The 15,567-nt window shown below is 56.9% G+C and carries 13 protein-coding genes; 11 read left to right on the top strand and 2 right to left on the bottom strand.

Features of this window, described 5'->3' with window-relative positions:
* Positions 1-37: 37 nt before the first annotated feature.
* Together CA948_RS07815 and CA948_RS07820 are read right to left on the bottom strand one after the other, a co-directional pair.
* Positions 38-1,081: an ABC transporter substrate-binding protein gene (locus CA948_RS07815; RefSeq protein WP_162496898.1), complete on the bottom strand. Its 1,044-nt coding sequence runs from the start codon at positions 1,079-1,081 to the stop codon at positions 38-40.
* 538 nt (positions 1,082-1,619) lie between these two features.
* Entirely contained in the window at positions 1,620-2,858 is a 1,239-nt protein-coding gene (locus CA948_RS07820; protein WP_094197263.1) for a class I SAM-dependent methyltransferase, read from the bottom strand.
* Between the two features lie 350 nt (positions 2,859-3,208).
* Here CA948_RS07820 and CA948_RS07825 point away from each other — a divergent pair, with 350 nt between their 5' ends.
* From CA948_RS07825 to hslO, 11 genes are all read left to right on the top strand, one after another.
* A complete protein-coding gene (locus CA948_RS07825; RefSeq protein WP_094198393.1) occupies positions 3,209-4,357 on the top strand; it encodes a Bcr/CflA family multidrug efflux MFS transporter in 1,149 nt (382 codons plus the stop codon).
* 140 nt (positions 4,358-4,497) lie between these two features.
* Positions 4,498-4,734, top strand: a complete 237-nt coding sequence (gene rpmB, locus CA948_RS07830) for a 50S ribosomal protein L28 (protein ID WP_003802782.1) — start codon at positions 4,498-4,500, stop codon at positions 4,732-4,734.
* A 35-nt stretch (positions 4,735-4,769) separates the two neighbouring features.
* Positions 4,770-4,937, top strand: a complete 168-nt coding sequence (rpmG, locus tag CA948_RS07835; protein ID WP_003802781.1) for a 50S ribosomal protein L33 — start codon at positions 4,770-4,772, stop codon at positions 4,935-4,937.
* Between the two features lie 214 nt (positions 4,938-5,151).
* Entirely contained in the window at positions 5,152-7,809 is a 2,658-nt protein-coding gene (gene leuS / locus CA948_RS07840) for a leucine--tRNA ligase (protein ID WP_094197264.1), read from the top strand.
* A 2-nt stretch (positions 7,810-7,811) separates the two neighbouring features.
* On the top strand, positions 7,812-8,444 hold the full coding sequence (locus CA948_RS07845) for an LPS-assembly lipoprotein LptE (protein WP_094197265.1): 633 nt from the start codon (positions 7,812-7,814) through the stop codon (positions 8,442-8,444).
* Between the two features lie 2 nt (positions 8,445-8,446).
* Positions 8,447-9,508 (top strand): DNA polymerase III subunit delta, encoded by a 1,062-nt coding sequence (gene holA / locus CA948_RS07850; RefSeq protein WP_094197266.1) that lies wholly within the window; start codon positions 8,447-8,449, stop codon positions 9,506-9,508.
* A 68-nt stretch (positions 9,509-9,576) separates the two neighbouring features.
* Complete coding sequence (locus tag CA948_RS07855; protein ID WP_108727736.1) at positions 9,577-10,872, top strand: glutamate-5-semialdehyde dehydrogenase; 1,296 nt, start codon at positions 9,577-9,579, stop codon at positions 10,870-10,872.
* Positions 10,873-10,875: 3 nt separating this feature from the next.
* Positions 10,876-11,292, top strand: a complete 417-nt coding sequence (locus tag CA948_RS07860; protein WP_094197268.1) for a CopD family protein — start codon at positions 10,876-10,878, stop codon at positions 11,290-11,292.
* A 1,303-nt stretch (positions 11,293-12,595) separates the two neighbouring features.
* Positions 12,596-13,945, top strand: a complete 1,350-nt coding sequence (locus CA948_RS17775; RefSeq protein ID WP_234354434.1) for a THUMP domain-containing class I SAM-dependent RNA methyltransferase — start codon at positions 12,596-12,598, stop codon at positions 13,943-13,945.
* Positions 13,946-14,129: 184 nt separating this feature from the next.
* The gene (locus tag CA948_RS07870) at positions 14,130-14,600 is read left to right on the top strand and encodes an RDD family protein (protein WP_230018758.1); all 471 of its coding nucleotides are present in this window, start codon (positions 14,130-14,132) and stop codon (positions 14,598-14,600) included.
* A 43-nt stretch (positions 14,601-14,643) separates the two neighbouring features.
* Positions 14,644-15,555, top strand: a complete 912-nt coding sequence (hslO, locus tag CA948_RS07875) for an Hsp33 family molecular chaperone HslO (RefSeq protein WP_094197271.1) — start codon at positions 14,644-14,646, stop codon at positions 15,553-15,555.
* The last annotated feature ends 12 nt before the right edge of the window (positions 15,556-15,567 follow it).

Genomic DNA, 15,567 nt, shown 5'->3' on the forward strand with positions numbered 1-15,567 from the left:
TACCGAGGCCGGCCTCGCTTACACAACAACACGAATACTAAAGAGCGGCTTTTACGCGCTGAGCCACTTCCATAGGCACCCACTTGGACCAGGTATCCTGGTGCTCTTTCAGGAACCAGTGCGCCACATCTTCGGGCTCACCCTCGGTTTTTTCCATATGAGCCATGGTGTCGTTCATCAACTCCAAAGGCACGCTGACATTGGCCAGGAAGGCCGTCAACTCGGGAGCCTGCTTGGAGAACTCCGTATTAACAGCGGTGAACACCGGATTTTCGGGGTAGTCGCTAGGCTCCGGATTGGCACAATTGGGGTCCGTCAAACAACCATGCTTTTTCGCGTCATAGGCTGGCAACTCCAGCTTGACCAGATCCATGGAGCCCACCAGCGGTGTCGGGTACCAGTAGTAGAAAACGATGTTTTCCTTGCGCTGGTAAGCGGAGGTCAAGGCAGCCTTCTGCGTGGCACCGGTACCGGGCGAGAACAAGGTGTAGGTATCACCCAGTTTCAGGGCATTGAACAGATTGCCACTGACCACTTCACACCCCCAACCTGCCGGGCAGCCATAGAAACGGCCTTTACCGGGCTCTTCAGGGTCTTTGAATTCATCCTTGAACTTGGGCAAGTCCGCGGCGGACTTCAGCTCTGGCAAACGCTCGGCCGTGTAGCGTGGAATGAACCAGGCTTCGCCACCCATGTAGATATCACCAATACGTTTTACTTTCCCCGTAGCTTGCGCCTGTTTCCAGGGGTCTGCCACGCTGTTGAGCCAGATTTCCGTGTTGACATCCAGGTCGCCTCGCTCCAATGCAGCCAAAGCCGGAAGCGTCTCGACCGAGATGACCTCAGTCTTGCAGCCATAGCCCTTGTCAGCAATAAAACGCTCGACTTCAGTCAGGACCAGGTTGGATTCCCAATTCATACCGCCAAAGCGAACAGCACGATCCAGTTCGCAGGAAACCGGGGTAGCGGCTTGTGCGGCGGACGACAAACCCAGCAAAACGCTGGTCAGCACAGAGGCTTGAATCAGGGGAAAGCGGTGCAAGCGCGACTTGGCACCGGCGTGAGGGAAGTATGAAGACATGATGCTCCTCCTTGAGTTACTGTGGACGCGTCCTGCATGATCAGTCGGCGCCAAGGCTAAAGGGGTGTGCGGAAGACGATACTTTTATCGCCAATACATACCTACGTATAGACGAGTGCCAGGCACTCACGAAAAACCCGGAACGATGCGTATGGGTCAACACCCTTTTTTATATCGTTCTGCGCCCTGACCGAAACAAGACGGCTGGGGCCGGGTCACACCGCGCGGGGCGATGATTTGGTGCGAATAGAACACGCTGCACGAGCGGTTCTGGATCGAATTGATGAATAAGACAAGGAAGCCATTCTACGGGTCTTTGCAATCAAAAACAAATTATTACCACGAAAAACCAGTAAAATCCAAAAATATGTCAATGGTTAAAACACAACAAAACCCTTGTTTGACGTGGTTTCAGCGATTTTCTAAATTTTTTTTTGTTACTTAATAATTCAGGGCGAATTGAGGGATGTAGAAACCGGGCCCAAAAAGGCAAATGACAAGGCATAACACCTTGTCATTTGCTCTTTGGATGACTCACTTAAGGCTGGTACATGTAATCCCGTCGCCATGGATACACGATGCCAGGCGCATACTCCAGCTCCTGGGTCCGCCCTACACTTTGGGCCTGAGCCAGAACCTGATGCAAGGCGATCCAGCCATGCTCAAAGCCCATGGCACAACCGGCCAGATACACCCGATAAGCACGCAGGGATTTTTGGCCCTGCTCCGAATCCAGCGTCGCCTTGGCCTTGTCCAACTGACTTTCCAGTGCATCGCTCCAGGCCCACAAGGTACGCGCATAGTGGGGACGAAGATTTTCAATATCCAGCCCTTCCAGACCGCCTTCCGCCAAATGACGCAATACATGGCTGATATGAGTCAGCTCCCCACCGGGGAAAATGTACTTCTCGATAAAGTCGCCCATCCCGGCGCCCAGTTGGCTATTGTCCACGCCACCGGCCGTAATACCGTGATTCAGAATCAAACCACCGGGTTTGACCAAACGACGCAGCTTGTCAAAATAGGCCGTCAACTGTGCTCGCCCCACATGCTCGAACATGCCCACCGAGGCCAGCTTGTCATAAGGCTTGAGTTCATCGAGCTCACGGTAATCAAGCAGCATCATACGGGCGCGGCCCGACAGACCCTTTTGCTCGATCAGCCCGTTCACATAGGCATGCTGGTTGCGGGACAAGGTAATACCTGTCACGTCCACATCGTAGTGTTCAGCAGCCCACATCAACAGCCCCCCCCACCCGGCCCCGACATCCAGAAAACGCTCGCCGGATTGCAGACGTAGCTTGCGACAAATGTGCTCCAGCTTGGCTTCCTGAGCCTGAGCCAGCGTCATGTCCGGCTCGCGGTAATAGGCGCAGGAATAGACCCGACGCGGGTCCAGCCACAAGGCGTAGAAATCATCCGACAAGTCGTAGTGAAACTGGATCTGCTTGGCGTCCTTTTCCTGGGAGTGACGCCAGACAGAAGTCAGGTGCTTGATGATGGAGGTCAGCCAGCCCGCCTGGGCGGCATCGACTGGCGAGCCCGGCAAGATATCAGCGGCCAATTGCATCAAATCGCGCATGGACCCGTCAAAGTCCATACGCCCCTCCACGTAGGCCTCGCCCAACTGTCCGGACTGGCCGGCAGCCAGTTGCGCCAAGGTGGCATTGTCTTTGATCGTCAGATGAACCGATGCGTTGGTTGTCCCGACCTGCTCACCATTGGGCAAGGTCAGTCGAACCGGAACGCTGAGTTGATCTAATTTGGCTTGGACCATGGATGAAATTGAACTCAACTTCGCCTCCTTGCATGTAAACAAACAAAGATGACAATGTGCCGCCTACCGCGACACACCGCCCGTAAGCTGTCAATCCTGTAGCCTAATACAATCCGCCCCTGGATCCGTTGCGTCAAAGTCACGGATCACATACTTCAAACCTAAAGCACTCACCCCAATATTGACGTTGCCCCATGCTAAACTGCCTGCCTTTGGCCCATTGCATCGGCTTGCATTGATGCGCGGCACAGGGTAGTGGGTTCAGGCTCTCGGCCAGGATCTGCCCCACCTTAATACTTGGCCCGATGACACGCAACCACTCCCCTGCATTTCCACCCTGGCTGATTCTGATGGGGCTACTCACGGCCCTGGGCCCTTTGGCCATTGATATGTACCTGCCCGCCTTCCCGGCGATGGCCCAGAGCCTGAACACCTCGGCAGGCATGGTAGAGCGCACGCTAGCGGGTTTCCTCTTGGGCGTCGGTGTGGCCCAACTGGTCTATGGCCCAATGGCGGACCGCTTCGGCCGCAAGCTGCCCTTGCTGATGGGCGTGCTGATTTTCACCACCGCTTCTTTTTTCTGTGCACGCGCCAGCGATATTGATGAACTAACTGTCTGGCGTATCGTCCAGGCCTTCGGAGGGGCGGCTGGCATGGCCATTCCCCGTGCCGTGATCCGGGACCGTTTCGAGACCCGTGAAGCCGCCCGCGCCCTGTCCATGCTGATGCTGATCATGGGGGTTATGCCCATTCTGGCTCCGCTGATTGGCGGCCAGATCCTGCTGTTTAGCGACTGGCGCGGCATCTTTTACTTCATGGCAGGCTGTGGTGTGCTCCTGTGGCTGCTGACTTTTTTCACCATGAAAGAGTCTCTGGCCCCGGAGCGCGTACTGCCGCTGCAGCCCAAACTGATCGCACATAATTACAGCGCCTTGCTGCGTGACCGGCCGTTCATGTTTTATTCCCTGGCCGCCGGTTTCAGCTCTGCGGGCATGTTTGCCTATATCGCCGGATCGCCGCGCGTTTTTATCGACTTGTTTTCTGTCGAGCCGCGTCATTTCGGTTTTTATTTTGGTGCCAATGCGGCCTGTCTGATTGTTTTCTCTCAAGTCAGTGCCCGCTTGCTCAATACTTACAGCCCACCCACATTGTTGCGCGTGGCGCAGGGACTGCAGGTGATCTTTACTGTGCTGGGCGCGATTCTGACCCTGCTGGGCGTGCTGGATCTGACCTGGTTGATGGTGACACTGATGGGTTTTATGGCTTGTCAGGGCTTTGTAAACCCCAACTCCGCCGCCCTGGCCCTGTCTGAACAAGGTCTTCGCCTGGGAACTGCTTCGGCCTTGATGGGCGCTTTGCAAATGCTGTGTGGAGCGTTAGCCGGTTTCGCCGTCAGCAGTTGGGCTGCTCCCAATGCTTTGCCATTGACCGCCGTATTGGCGATCTGTGCCATCTTATCGTGGCTGTTTGGCCGCAATGCCGCGAGGAAAGCACGGTAAAACTTGATCTAAGTGATTTTTCCATATTAGAATAATCTTCTTTGTACCCCAGCACTGGGGTTAACACGATCCTAATTTTACAATCGCCCGCGGCTTTTTTCGTTTAGCGGAGGCTGATTTAGATCTCAAGGGGTATGACCATGGCACGCGTATGCCAAGTGACCGGAAAAGGCCCAATGTCGGGCAACAATGTTTCGCACGCCAACAATAAAACCAAGCGTCGCTTCCTGCCAAACCTGCAGTCCCGTCGTTTCTGGGTTGAAAGTGAAAACCGCTGGGTTCGCCTGCGCGTTTCCGCTAATGCTATCCGCACCATCGACAAGAACGGTATCGACTCCGTTCTGGCCGAAATGCGCTCCCGCGGCGAAAAATACTAAGCTGCGCTTCTTAAACATTTAACCAGGAGCTCATCATGGCTAAAGGTATACGCGAAAAAATCAAACTCGAATCGTCCGCCGGCACCGGTCACTTCTACACCACCACAAAAAACAAGCGCAACATGCCTGAAAAAATGGTGATCAAGAAATTTGACCCCGTCGTTCGCAAGCACGTCGAGTACAAAGAAACCAAGCTGCGTTAATTCGCGCCCGCCGCTACTGCAGCGGATTGGTTTTCAAAAAAAGCCCCTGCCCTGCAGGGGTTTTTTTTGCGCTTCACAGGCTGCTGTGACAGGCCTGCCTCCTATCTGCCATTACGCTCATGCACACTGCCCACCATGCAGCCGTCCACAGCGAGATTTGCCCCGTATAATGGCGGATACTCCTTTACTTTTGTCTAAAACGGTATTGCCACTCATGCAGGAACGTTACAACCCCAGCGAGGTTGAACAACTCGCTCAGCAAAACTGGACCGATCGGGACGCCTATCGCGCCGTCGAAAACGCCACCGCTCCCGATGGCTCGCTCAAACCCAAGTTTTACGCATGCTCCATGCTGCCCTATCCCAGCGGCAAGCTACACATGGGCCACGTGCGCAACTACACCATCAACGACATGATGGCGCGCCAGCTACGCATGCGCGGTTTTAACGTTCTCATGCCTATGGGCTGGGATGCTTTTGGCATGCCTGCTGAAAACGCCGCCATCAAATCGCAAGTGCCACCCGCCAAGTGGACTTACGACAATATTGCCTACATGAAAAAGCAGATGCAGGCGATGGGGCTGGCTATCGACTGGTCGCGCGAAATGTGCGCCTGCGACCCTGAATACTACAAATGGAACCAGTGGCTGTTCCTGAAGATGCTGGAAAAAGGCATTGCCTACCGCAAGACCCAGACCGTGAACTGGGACCCGGTAGACCAAACCGTTCTGGCCAACGAACAGGTTATTGAAGGCCGTGGCTGGCGCTCGGGCGCGCTGGTTGAAAAGCGTGAAATCCCTGGCTACTACCTGCGCATTACCGACTACGCCGAAGAGCTGCTGGAGACCGTCAAAACCGGCCTACCCGGCTGGCCCGAACGTGTTCGCCTGATGCAGGAAAACTGGATCGGCAAGAGTCAGGGCGTGCGCTTTGCCTTCCCTCACGAAATTCGTGACGAGCAAGGCCAACTGATTCAGGATGGGCGACTGTACGTATTCACGACCCGCGTGGACACCATCATGGGCGTCACTTTCTGTGCCGTTGCCCCTGAACACCCACTGGCTGCTTTGGCTGCTCGTCACAACCCTGAGCTGGCTGCCTTTATCGAGGAATGCAAGAAAGGCGGCACCACGGAAGCCGATATGGCGACCCGCGAGAAAGAAGGCCTGCCTACCGGCCTGAGCGTCAAGCACCCCCTGACGGGTGCGGACGTTCCTGTCTGGGTCGGTAACTACGTCTTGATGAGCTACGGCGACGGTGCCGTGATGGGCGTGCCCGCTCACGACGAGCGCGACTTCGCCTTTGCGCTGAAGTACCAATTGCCTATTCAGCAAGTCATTGGCGTTGAAGGCAAAGAATACGACGCCACCCAATGGCAAGACTGGTACGGTGACAAGCAGCAAGGTCAAACCATCAACTCCGGCAAATACGACGGCCTGGCGCACGTCGCTGCCGTCGATGCCATTGCTGCCGATCTGAACGCCAAGGAACTGGGCGAGAAACAAACCACCTACCGTCTGCGCGACTGGGGCATTTCCCGTCAGCGTTACTGGGGCACCCCAATCCCGATCATCCATTGTGACGATTGCGGTCCGGTGCCTGTTCCAGAAAAAGACCTGCCCGTGGTTCTGCCCGAAGAGCTGATTCCCGATGGCAGCGGCAACCCGCTGAACAAGCACGAAGCCTTCCTGAAGTGCGCTTGCCCTTCTTGCGGCAAACCGGCTCGTCGCGAAACGGACACCATGGACACCTTTGTGGACTCGTCCTGGTACTTCCTGCGCTACACCACCCCCAATCTGCACGATTCCATGACCGATCCACGTAGCGATTACTGGATGCCCATGGATCAGTACATCGGCGGTATCGAACACGCTGTGCTGCACTTGCTGTACGCCCGTTTCTGGACCAAAGTCATGCGCGACATGGGGCTGGTCAAGATCGACGAGCCCTTCACTCGCCTGCTGTGCCAGGGTATGGTGCTCAATCACAGCTATACCCGTCGCACCCCACAAGGGGGTATCGAATACTTCTGGCCTGAAACTGTCGAAAACATTTACGACGAGAAAGGCGCGATTATCGGTGCCCGCTTAAAGAGTGATGGTCAGCCCGTTCAATACAACGGTATTGGCACCATGTCCAAGTCCAAGAACAACGGCGTGGATCCCCAGTCCCTGATCGATACCATGGGAGCAGATACCGCCCGCCTGTTCATCATGTTCGCCAGCCCGCCAGAGCAGACACTGGAGTGGTCGGACTCGGGCGTGGACGGCGCCAACCGCTTTCTGCGTCGCTTGTGGGCCTTCTGCTACAACCGCGCCGATGCTCTGCGCGCTGGCAATGCACAAACGACCGACTGGAGCGATCTGGACGCTGCTGCCAAACGTGCCCGTCTGGAAATCCACTCCTTGCTCAAACAAGCCAATTACGACTACGAGCGAATTCAGTACAACACCGTCGTGTCGGCTTGCATGAAAATGCTCAACACCCTGGAGCAGACGCAATGGGAAGACACGCCGGCCGCACAACGTGCGCTGGCTGAAACTACCTCCATCCTGTTGCGCGTTCTGTATCCAGTTGTCCCCCACATCACCTGGCAGTTGTGGCGTGAGCTGGGTTGGGCTGACGGTCAAGGCGATATGCTGGATGCCCAATGGCCTGTCGTGGATGAACAAGCCTTGATTGCCGACGAAGTCGAGTTGATGCTGCAAGTCAACGGCAAGCTGCGCGGCTCTCTGGTCGTACCCCAGGGAGCAGAAAAGGCCGCCATTGAACAAGCCGCAGCCGAACACGCAGCGGTGCTCAAGTATCTGGAAGGCCGTCCCGCCAAGCGCATCATCGTGGTGCCTGGCAAACTTGTTAACGTCGTAGGTTAATCATGCACTTAGCCCGCCTGCTTCCTTCCAGCGCCTTGTCTGTTCCTGCACCCAGGTTCTGGGGACTGGCGGGCTTGATCATCCTGCTCAGTTTTTTTCTGACAGCGTGTGGTTTCCACCTCAAAGGAATAGCCCCACTGCCGTTCAACGCGATTTACACCAACATTACAGACAACAGCGCTTTTGGCGCGAACCTGCGTCGAACCCTATTGGCCAGCTCGCCTCAAAGTCGCTTTGTGGAGAGCCCGCAAGAGGCCCAGGCCATTTTGCGACAGCTCTCGCTCAACCGTAATCAGCGTGAAATCTCCATCAACGCCAAAGGCCAGGTGGAAGAATACGAACTGCAACTGACCTTCACATTTGAGCTGCTGGACGCCAAAGGCCGCGTAGTTCTGCCGCCCACCACGCTGGACGTCATACGTGAAGTGCCTTATGACGCGGAAGCCGTCCAAGCCAAAGACAGCGAAATCGAGATGATTTTCCGTGATATGGAACAATCCTTGATCAACCGCATTGTGCGTCGCCTAAGCTCGCCCGATGTCACCAGCGCCTACCTCTTCATCAGCAGTCAGCCCGAGCTCAGTTCCATGGAAGAGATGGAGCTGCTGCCCAACCGACAACAGGCACCGTTGTAAAGATGGGGCGCAGGGTCGACCACGACACCTTGCTGCGCGAGCTGGCCACGCCATCTGCAGCCTTCCAACCGCTTTATGTGGTGTCTGGCGACGAGCCCCTTTTGCTGGTTGAAGCCGCCGATGCCGTGCGCGCTCGCGCCCGCCAGGATGGTTTTACGGAACGCAGCAGCTTTACCCTGGATGCACGCGCAGATTGGTCACAGCTGTTTGCTGTCGCCCAGAACATCTCTCTGTTTGGCGATCAAAAACTGGTGGATGTCAGCATTCCCAGTGGCAAACCGGGCAAGCCGGGCGGTGATGCCTTGCAAAAACTGTGCGGACTGATCAGTGGCGGGCAGATGGATGGCACCAGCTTTCTGATCCAACTCCCCCGCCTGGATAAAGCCACACGCAACAGCAAATGGTGCCAGGCCTTGGAGCAAGTGGCCAGTTGGATTGACATCCAGCCCGTCAACCGCAACTCCCTGGCAGGCTGGATTGCCCAACGCCTCAAAGCCCAGGATCAAAGCCTGGAGCGCAACAGCCTGGAATGGATGGCTGACAAGGTCGAAGGCAACCTCTTGGCGGCTCACCAGGAAATTCAGAAACTGGCCCTGATTTACCCTCCCGGTCAGTTAAGCCAAGAGGAACTGGAAAACGCCGTCCTGAACGTGGCTCGCTACAGCGTGTTTGATTTGCGCGACTCCATGCTGGCTGGCCATAGTCAACGCGCCCTGACTGTACTCGATGGCTTGCAGGCAGAGGGCGAGGCCCTGCCTCTGGTCTTGTGGGCGGTAGGCGAGGAAATCCGCACCCTGGCACGTTTATCGCAAGCCCGTCAACAAGGGCAGGATCTGTCCAACCTGTTTCGCCAATACCGCATTTTTGGCCCACGCGAAAAACTCGTCCGTCAGGCATTGGACCGCATCCCGCCTCAAAGCTGGCCTGCCTCGGTGCTACATGCTCACGATATAGACCGATTGATCAAAGGCCTGCACCCCAGCGGACGTCAACAAGACCCGTGGGAAGAAATGCGCCGCCTGACCATGCGTATCGCGGTTGCGACACAAGCGCCCCGCCGCTAAGCGTCCGACACCCCTTAACCTCTTAATTGTTGCGATAATGCTCTCTTGAACCGGAGAGTTACACGGCTATGAACGATATCACCCAGTCCTCTACCACCACCCAGGTCGGCGATCTGTCCGCCATGATGCAAGATTTGGGCAAGCGCGCCCAGCTTGCAGCCCGTCGCATGCGCGCCGCCACAGGCAAAGCCAAAGCCGACGCCCTGCGCTATATGGCGGATGCCCTGATTGAGCAAAAAGCCCAGTTGCAAGCCGCCAACGAGCTGGACTTGAGCGCGGCACGTGAGCGTCAGATCGCCCCGGCCATGATCGAGCGCCTGGCTCTGTCAGACCGGGCACTGGAGATCATGACCACAGGCCTGCGTCAAATTGCGGACATGGACGATCCCGTTGGTCAGATCAGCGCCTCGCGCACCCGTCCCAATGGCATGCGCGTGGCTCAGATGCGTGTACCTTTAGGGGTGATCGGCATCATTTACGAATCACGCCCCAATGTGACCATTGACGCCGCCGCATTGTGCCTGAAATCTGGCAACGCCACCATTCTGCGCGGCGGCAGTGAAGCTTTTCACTCTAACCAGGCCCTGGCACACATTATTTCCAGCAGTCTGGAGCGTGCCGGCTTGCCTAAAGATGCCGTGCAAGTCGTTCCCACCACCGATCGCGATGCCGTTGGCTTGCTCGTCACCATGAACGACTACGTGGATGTCATTGTCCCGCGTGGTGGCAAGAGCCTGATCCAGCGGCTCAGCGCCGAAGCCACGGTTCCCCTGATCAAACACCTGGACGGAAACTGCCACGTCTACGTGGATGAATTTGCCGATCTGGAAAAAGCCTCTCGCATCGTGTTCAATGCCAAAACCTACCGCTACGGTATTTGCGGCACCATGGAAACCTTGCTGATCCACCGCAGCATTGCACCGGCTTTCCTGCCAGAAATGGCCCGCCAATTACAGGACAAAGGGGTGGAGTTGCGAGGCTGTGAACAAACCCGTGCCCTGGTCGCCAACGTGGCCCCCGCTACCGAGCAAGACTGGGAAACCGAATTTGCCGCGGCCATTCTGGCGATCCGCATTGTCGATTCCATGGACCAGGCCATGGACCATATTGCCCAGTACAGCTCTGAGCACACAGAATCCATCGTGACAGAAAACCTGAGCCAGGCCGAGCGCTTCCAGCGCGAGGTAGACTCCAGTTCCGTCATGGTGAACCTGCCTACCTGTTTTGCCGATGGCTTCGAATACGGCCTGGGTGCAGAAATCGGTATTTCCACCAACCGTCTTCATGCCCGTGGCCCTGTTGGCCTGGAAGGCCTGACGACCTACAAATGGGTCTTGCATGGCAATGGCCAAATACGTGGTTAAATCATGCTTTGGTTAAAAACATTTCACATCTTGTTTGTAACCTCCTGGTTTGCGGGGCTATTTTATCTGCCCCGCATCTATGTCAATCTTGCCCAGGAGCAAGATACCAAGACCTATGAAACGCTCTTGGGTATGGCCCGACGCCTGTATCGTTTTATGGCCCCTTTGGCCATTTTGACCTTGCTGACAGGCCTGGGACTATTTTTGTATTACGGCATAGGCAAAGGACAGGGTTGGATGCATGCCAAACTAACCCTGGTTTTGATCCTGTTTGCCTTTCACGGTGTGTGCGGGCGCTATCTGCGGCAGTTCCAACAAGGGAAACAAAGCCGCTCACACGTATTCTTCCGCTGGTTCAATGAAATTCCGGTCATCGTTCTGCTGCTGGTCCTCATCCTGGTGGTTATAAAACCCTTCTAATACCTTATTCATGTCAGACCAATCTGAACGCAAGACACTTAGCCTGAGCCCAGGCACTAAAAAGAAAGCCAGCAATGCGGAACCCCGCGTGCGCTCGGGTGCGCGCGCACGTGCGGCCAGCCAGCAGCAAGACCGCCAAGGCGGCCCCAAACGCGAGGCACGCCCCTACGTAGAAAAACGTGACCAGGAACGCCGTGAGCGTCCCGCATTCAACCGTGACCGCGAAGGTGGCCGTCCACAATCGGGCGAACGTCGTGAATTCTCCGGCGAACGCCGTGAGCGTCCCGCATTCAACCGTGACCGCGAAGGTGGCCGTCCGCAATCGGGCGAACGTCGTGAGTTCTCTGGCGAGCGCCGTGAACGTCCCGCTTTCGACCGCAACCGCGAAGGTAGCCGTCCGCAATCGGGCGAACGTCGTGAATTCTCTGGTGAGCGTCGTGAGCGTCCCGCTTTCGACCGCAACCGCGAAGGCGGCCGTCCACAATCGGGCGAACGTCGTGAATTCTCCGGCGAACGCCGTGAGCGTCCCGCATTTGACCGCAACCGCGAAGGTGGCCGTCCACAATCGGGCGAACGTCGTGAGTTCTCCGGTGAACGCCGCGAACGTCCTGCATTCGACCGCAACCGCGAAGGTGGCCGTCCGCAATCGGGCGAACGTCGTGAATTCTCTGGTGAGCGTCGTGAGCGTCCCGCATTCGACCGCAACCGCGAAGGTGGCCGTCCACAATCGGGCGAACGTCGCGAATTCTCTGGTGAGCGTCGTGAGCGTCCCGCTTTCGACCGCAACCGCGAAGGTGGCCGTCCGCAATCGGGCGAACGTCGTGAATTCTCTGGTGAGCGTCGTGAGCGTCCCGCTTTCGACCGCAACCGCGAAGGTGGCCGTCCGCAATCGGGCGAACGTCGCGAATTCTCCGGCGAGCGCCGTGAGCGTCCCGCTTTCGACCGCAACCGCGAAGGTGGCCGTCCGCAATCGGGCGAACGTCGTGAGTTCTCTGGCGAGCGCCGTGAGCGTCCCGCATTCAACCGTGACCGCGAAGGTGGCCGTCCGCAATCGGGCGAACGTCGCGAATTCTCTGGTGAGCGTCGTGAGCGTCCCGCATTCGACCGCAACCGCGAAGGTGGCCGTCCGCAATCGGGCGAACGTCGCGAATTCTCTGGTGAACGCCGTGAGCGTCCCGCATTCAACCGTGACCGCGACAGCCGCCCGCAAACCGGTGAACGCCGTAATTTCTCTGGCGAGCGCCGCGAACGCCCTGCGTTCCAAGGTGACAAGGAAACTTCGGACCGTACCCCTGCTGGAAAAATGCCCAGTGGCTTATTCAAGCCCGCCGGTGACTCGGATGCCTTTCCGCAGTACGTGTCTCCCATCCAGCGTGTAGATAGCCCTCAGGCCCCAAAGCCCGGCCAACGCCTGCCCGATAGCAATATCGAGCAAAATGAGCGCGTCCAGGTCAAGGCCCTGCAAGGCGAACGCTACCGTCTATTTGCACCCTGCCCCCAAGGGCTGGAAGAGGCGCTGTCGCTGGAACTGCAAGCACTGGGTTACGAGAACGTGCAAACCGGCCGTGCCGGCTGCCATTTTGACGCAGACTGGATTGGCGTCATGCGCGCCAACCTGTCCTCAAGACTGGCGACACGCATTTTGCTGGAAGTCTCGCACGCTCCTGTCACCAACGAGGAAGACATTCTGGCCCTGGCCCGCGTAACGCCTTGGGAGCGCTGGTTCGGCCCCGAGCAAACACTGCGCGTTGACACCTCGGCGGTACGCAGCCCCATGCAAAGCCTGCAGTACTGCAATCTGCGCGCCAAAGACGGGATTTGTGACCGCCTGCGAGATCTGGAAGGCGCACGTCCTTCCATCGACACGGTACGCCCAGACGCCAAGGTACATTTGTTCCTGGATGAGACCAGCGCCACCTTCTATCTGGACACCAGTGGCGAGTCCCTGTTCAAGCGTGGCTGGCGTCACGACAAGGGCGATGCGCCTTTGCGTGAAAACCTGGCAGCGGGCCTATTGGTCCTATCTGGCTGGGACCCCAGCAAACCCTTGATCGACCCTTTCTGCGGTAGTGGCACAATTCTGATCGAAGCCGCCTGGATGGCTCTGGGAGCACCTCCCGGAATCTGGCGTCCCTTCCACTTCGAGCGTCTGCGCTGCCACGACCAGCGTTTGTGGCGTGACATCAAGGACGAAGCGCGTTCCATGATCGCCCCTCGTCTGGATACCCCGCTCATTGGCTACGACATCAACCCTACCGTTCTGGATGCTGCCCGTTCCAACCTGGAACGCTCGCACCTGACGCTGGAGACGATTCGCTTCGAGCAAGGCGATGCCCTGAAGATTCGCCCCGAGACAGAAGCCGGCTGGATTGTCACCAATCCTCCTTACGGCGAGCGTCTGGAACATCAGGACGAGGACTTCTGGCCAAACTGGGCCAGCAACCTCAAGCAAAACTTCGCCAACTGGAGCGTCAACATGATCAGCAGCGACCTGGAGCTGCCGCGTCATATGCGCCTCAAGCCCAAGCGTCGCTACCCACTGTACAACGGCGCTCTGGATTGCCGTCTGTTCTGCTTTGACATGGTTCCGGCCAGCTATCGCAATAACGAAACGGCCTCGGGCACCAGCGAAGATTCGGCCAGCGACGATTAAGCGTTAAACAGTCTTGCACATGCCCCAAGGGCCAAGTCCATATCAATCAATGGCTTGGCCCTTGTTTATAGGGGCGACGTTCCGTTCGCCTCCGATATACGCGATAATGACAGTCTTGCCTGCTTCAAAACGCACCATGACACCCACCTTCACTACCCCTGGCCGCTGGCGACGCTTTGCCTGCATGATGTATGAATCCATCCTGCTGTTTGGCGTTATTTTTACCGCCGGCTATCTGTTTGATACTTTGACCCAAAGCCGTAGCGGCCTGGATCTGCGTCATGTGCGTCAGGTCATTCTGTTTATTGCATTGGGGATTTATTTCGTACTGTGCTGGCGCAAAGCAGGCCAAACCCTGCCCATGAAGACCTGGCATATGCGTCTGGTGAACGAGCAGGGCCAGATTCCTGCCCTCGGTACCCTGCTGCTGCGTTATATTCTGCTATGGCCCCTGCCCTTGCTGGGGGCTTTGCTGATTCAGCTTCTGTCTGGCTACACAGGCTATGCGTCCACGGACCTTCTTATTGTGTTTACGCCTTTTCTGAACTTTATCTGGACCTGGTTCGACAAAGACCAGCAGTTCCTGCACGACCGTCTTAGCAAGACTCGTCTGATCGATGCGCGCCCCACCCGTGTTACTTCGGCGGCCACCTGAGCAGGCAGGCTGCCTCTTCATTTTTTAGTAGTACCGCAAAGTCATGACTGACATTTTAAAAAAATACCTGTTCGCCGACCAAAGCACACGCGCCCAGATTGTCCATCTTGAACAAGCCTGGCAAATGGGGCTGGAACACCAACACTACCCTGCCTGCATCCGCGACTTGCTGGGCGAGTTGGTAGCCGCGTCGGTGCTCCTGGCGGGCAATCTCAAGTTTGACGGCTCCCTGATTCTACAAATCCAGGGTGATGGTCCCATTGCCCTGCTGGTAGTGGAGTGCACCTCGGACATGGACATACGCGCAACGGTTTCGCTGCGTGAGAACCATCCGGTGCCCCAAACCGGCACCTTGCAAACCCTGCTGAATCCGCAAGGCCAGGGCCGCTTTACTGTCGTCTTGGCCCCTCGCCAAAGCAGCAAGGACTTCCGTCCCTACCAAGGCGTAGTTCCGCTGGAAGGTGAAACAGTCGCCGAGGTGCTGCAAACCTATATGCGCACCTCCGAGCAACTGGATACACACTTGTGGCTGGCCGCCGATGAGAACCGCTGTGGGGGTCTTTTGCTACAACGCATCCCACCCCAAGGCGGCCACAGTCTGGCTCAGAACCTGGACACCTGGGAACGCGCTCTGGCGCTGGGCTCCACGGTCCAGACCCAGGAGTTATTGCAACTAGATAGCGACACCTTGATTCATCGCCTGTTTTGGGAAGAAGATCTGCAAGTCTTCGAACCCCAGTCCGTACGCTGGCATTGCCCTTGTTCCCGTCAACGCGTCAGCAATATGTTGCGTATGCTGGGCCAGGCAGAGATCGAGCAAATGCTGGCAGAACAAGACACCATCAATGTGTCCTGCAACTTCTGCGGTAAACCCTATCAGTACGATGCAATCGATTGTGCATCCTTGTTTGTCGACAAGGGCGACACGCAGCCGGGTGACGACACCCTGCACTAGGCCGATGTTTCT

This window comes from Alcaligenes aquatilis, assembly GCF_003076515.1.
Lineage (GTDB): Bacteria > Pseudomonadota > Gammaproteobacteria > Burkholderiales > Burkholderiaceae_B > Alcaligenes > Alcaligenes aquatilis.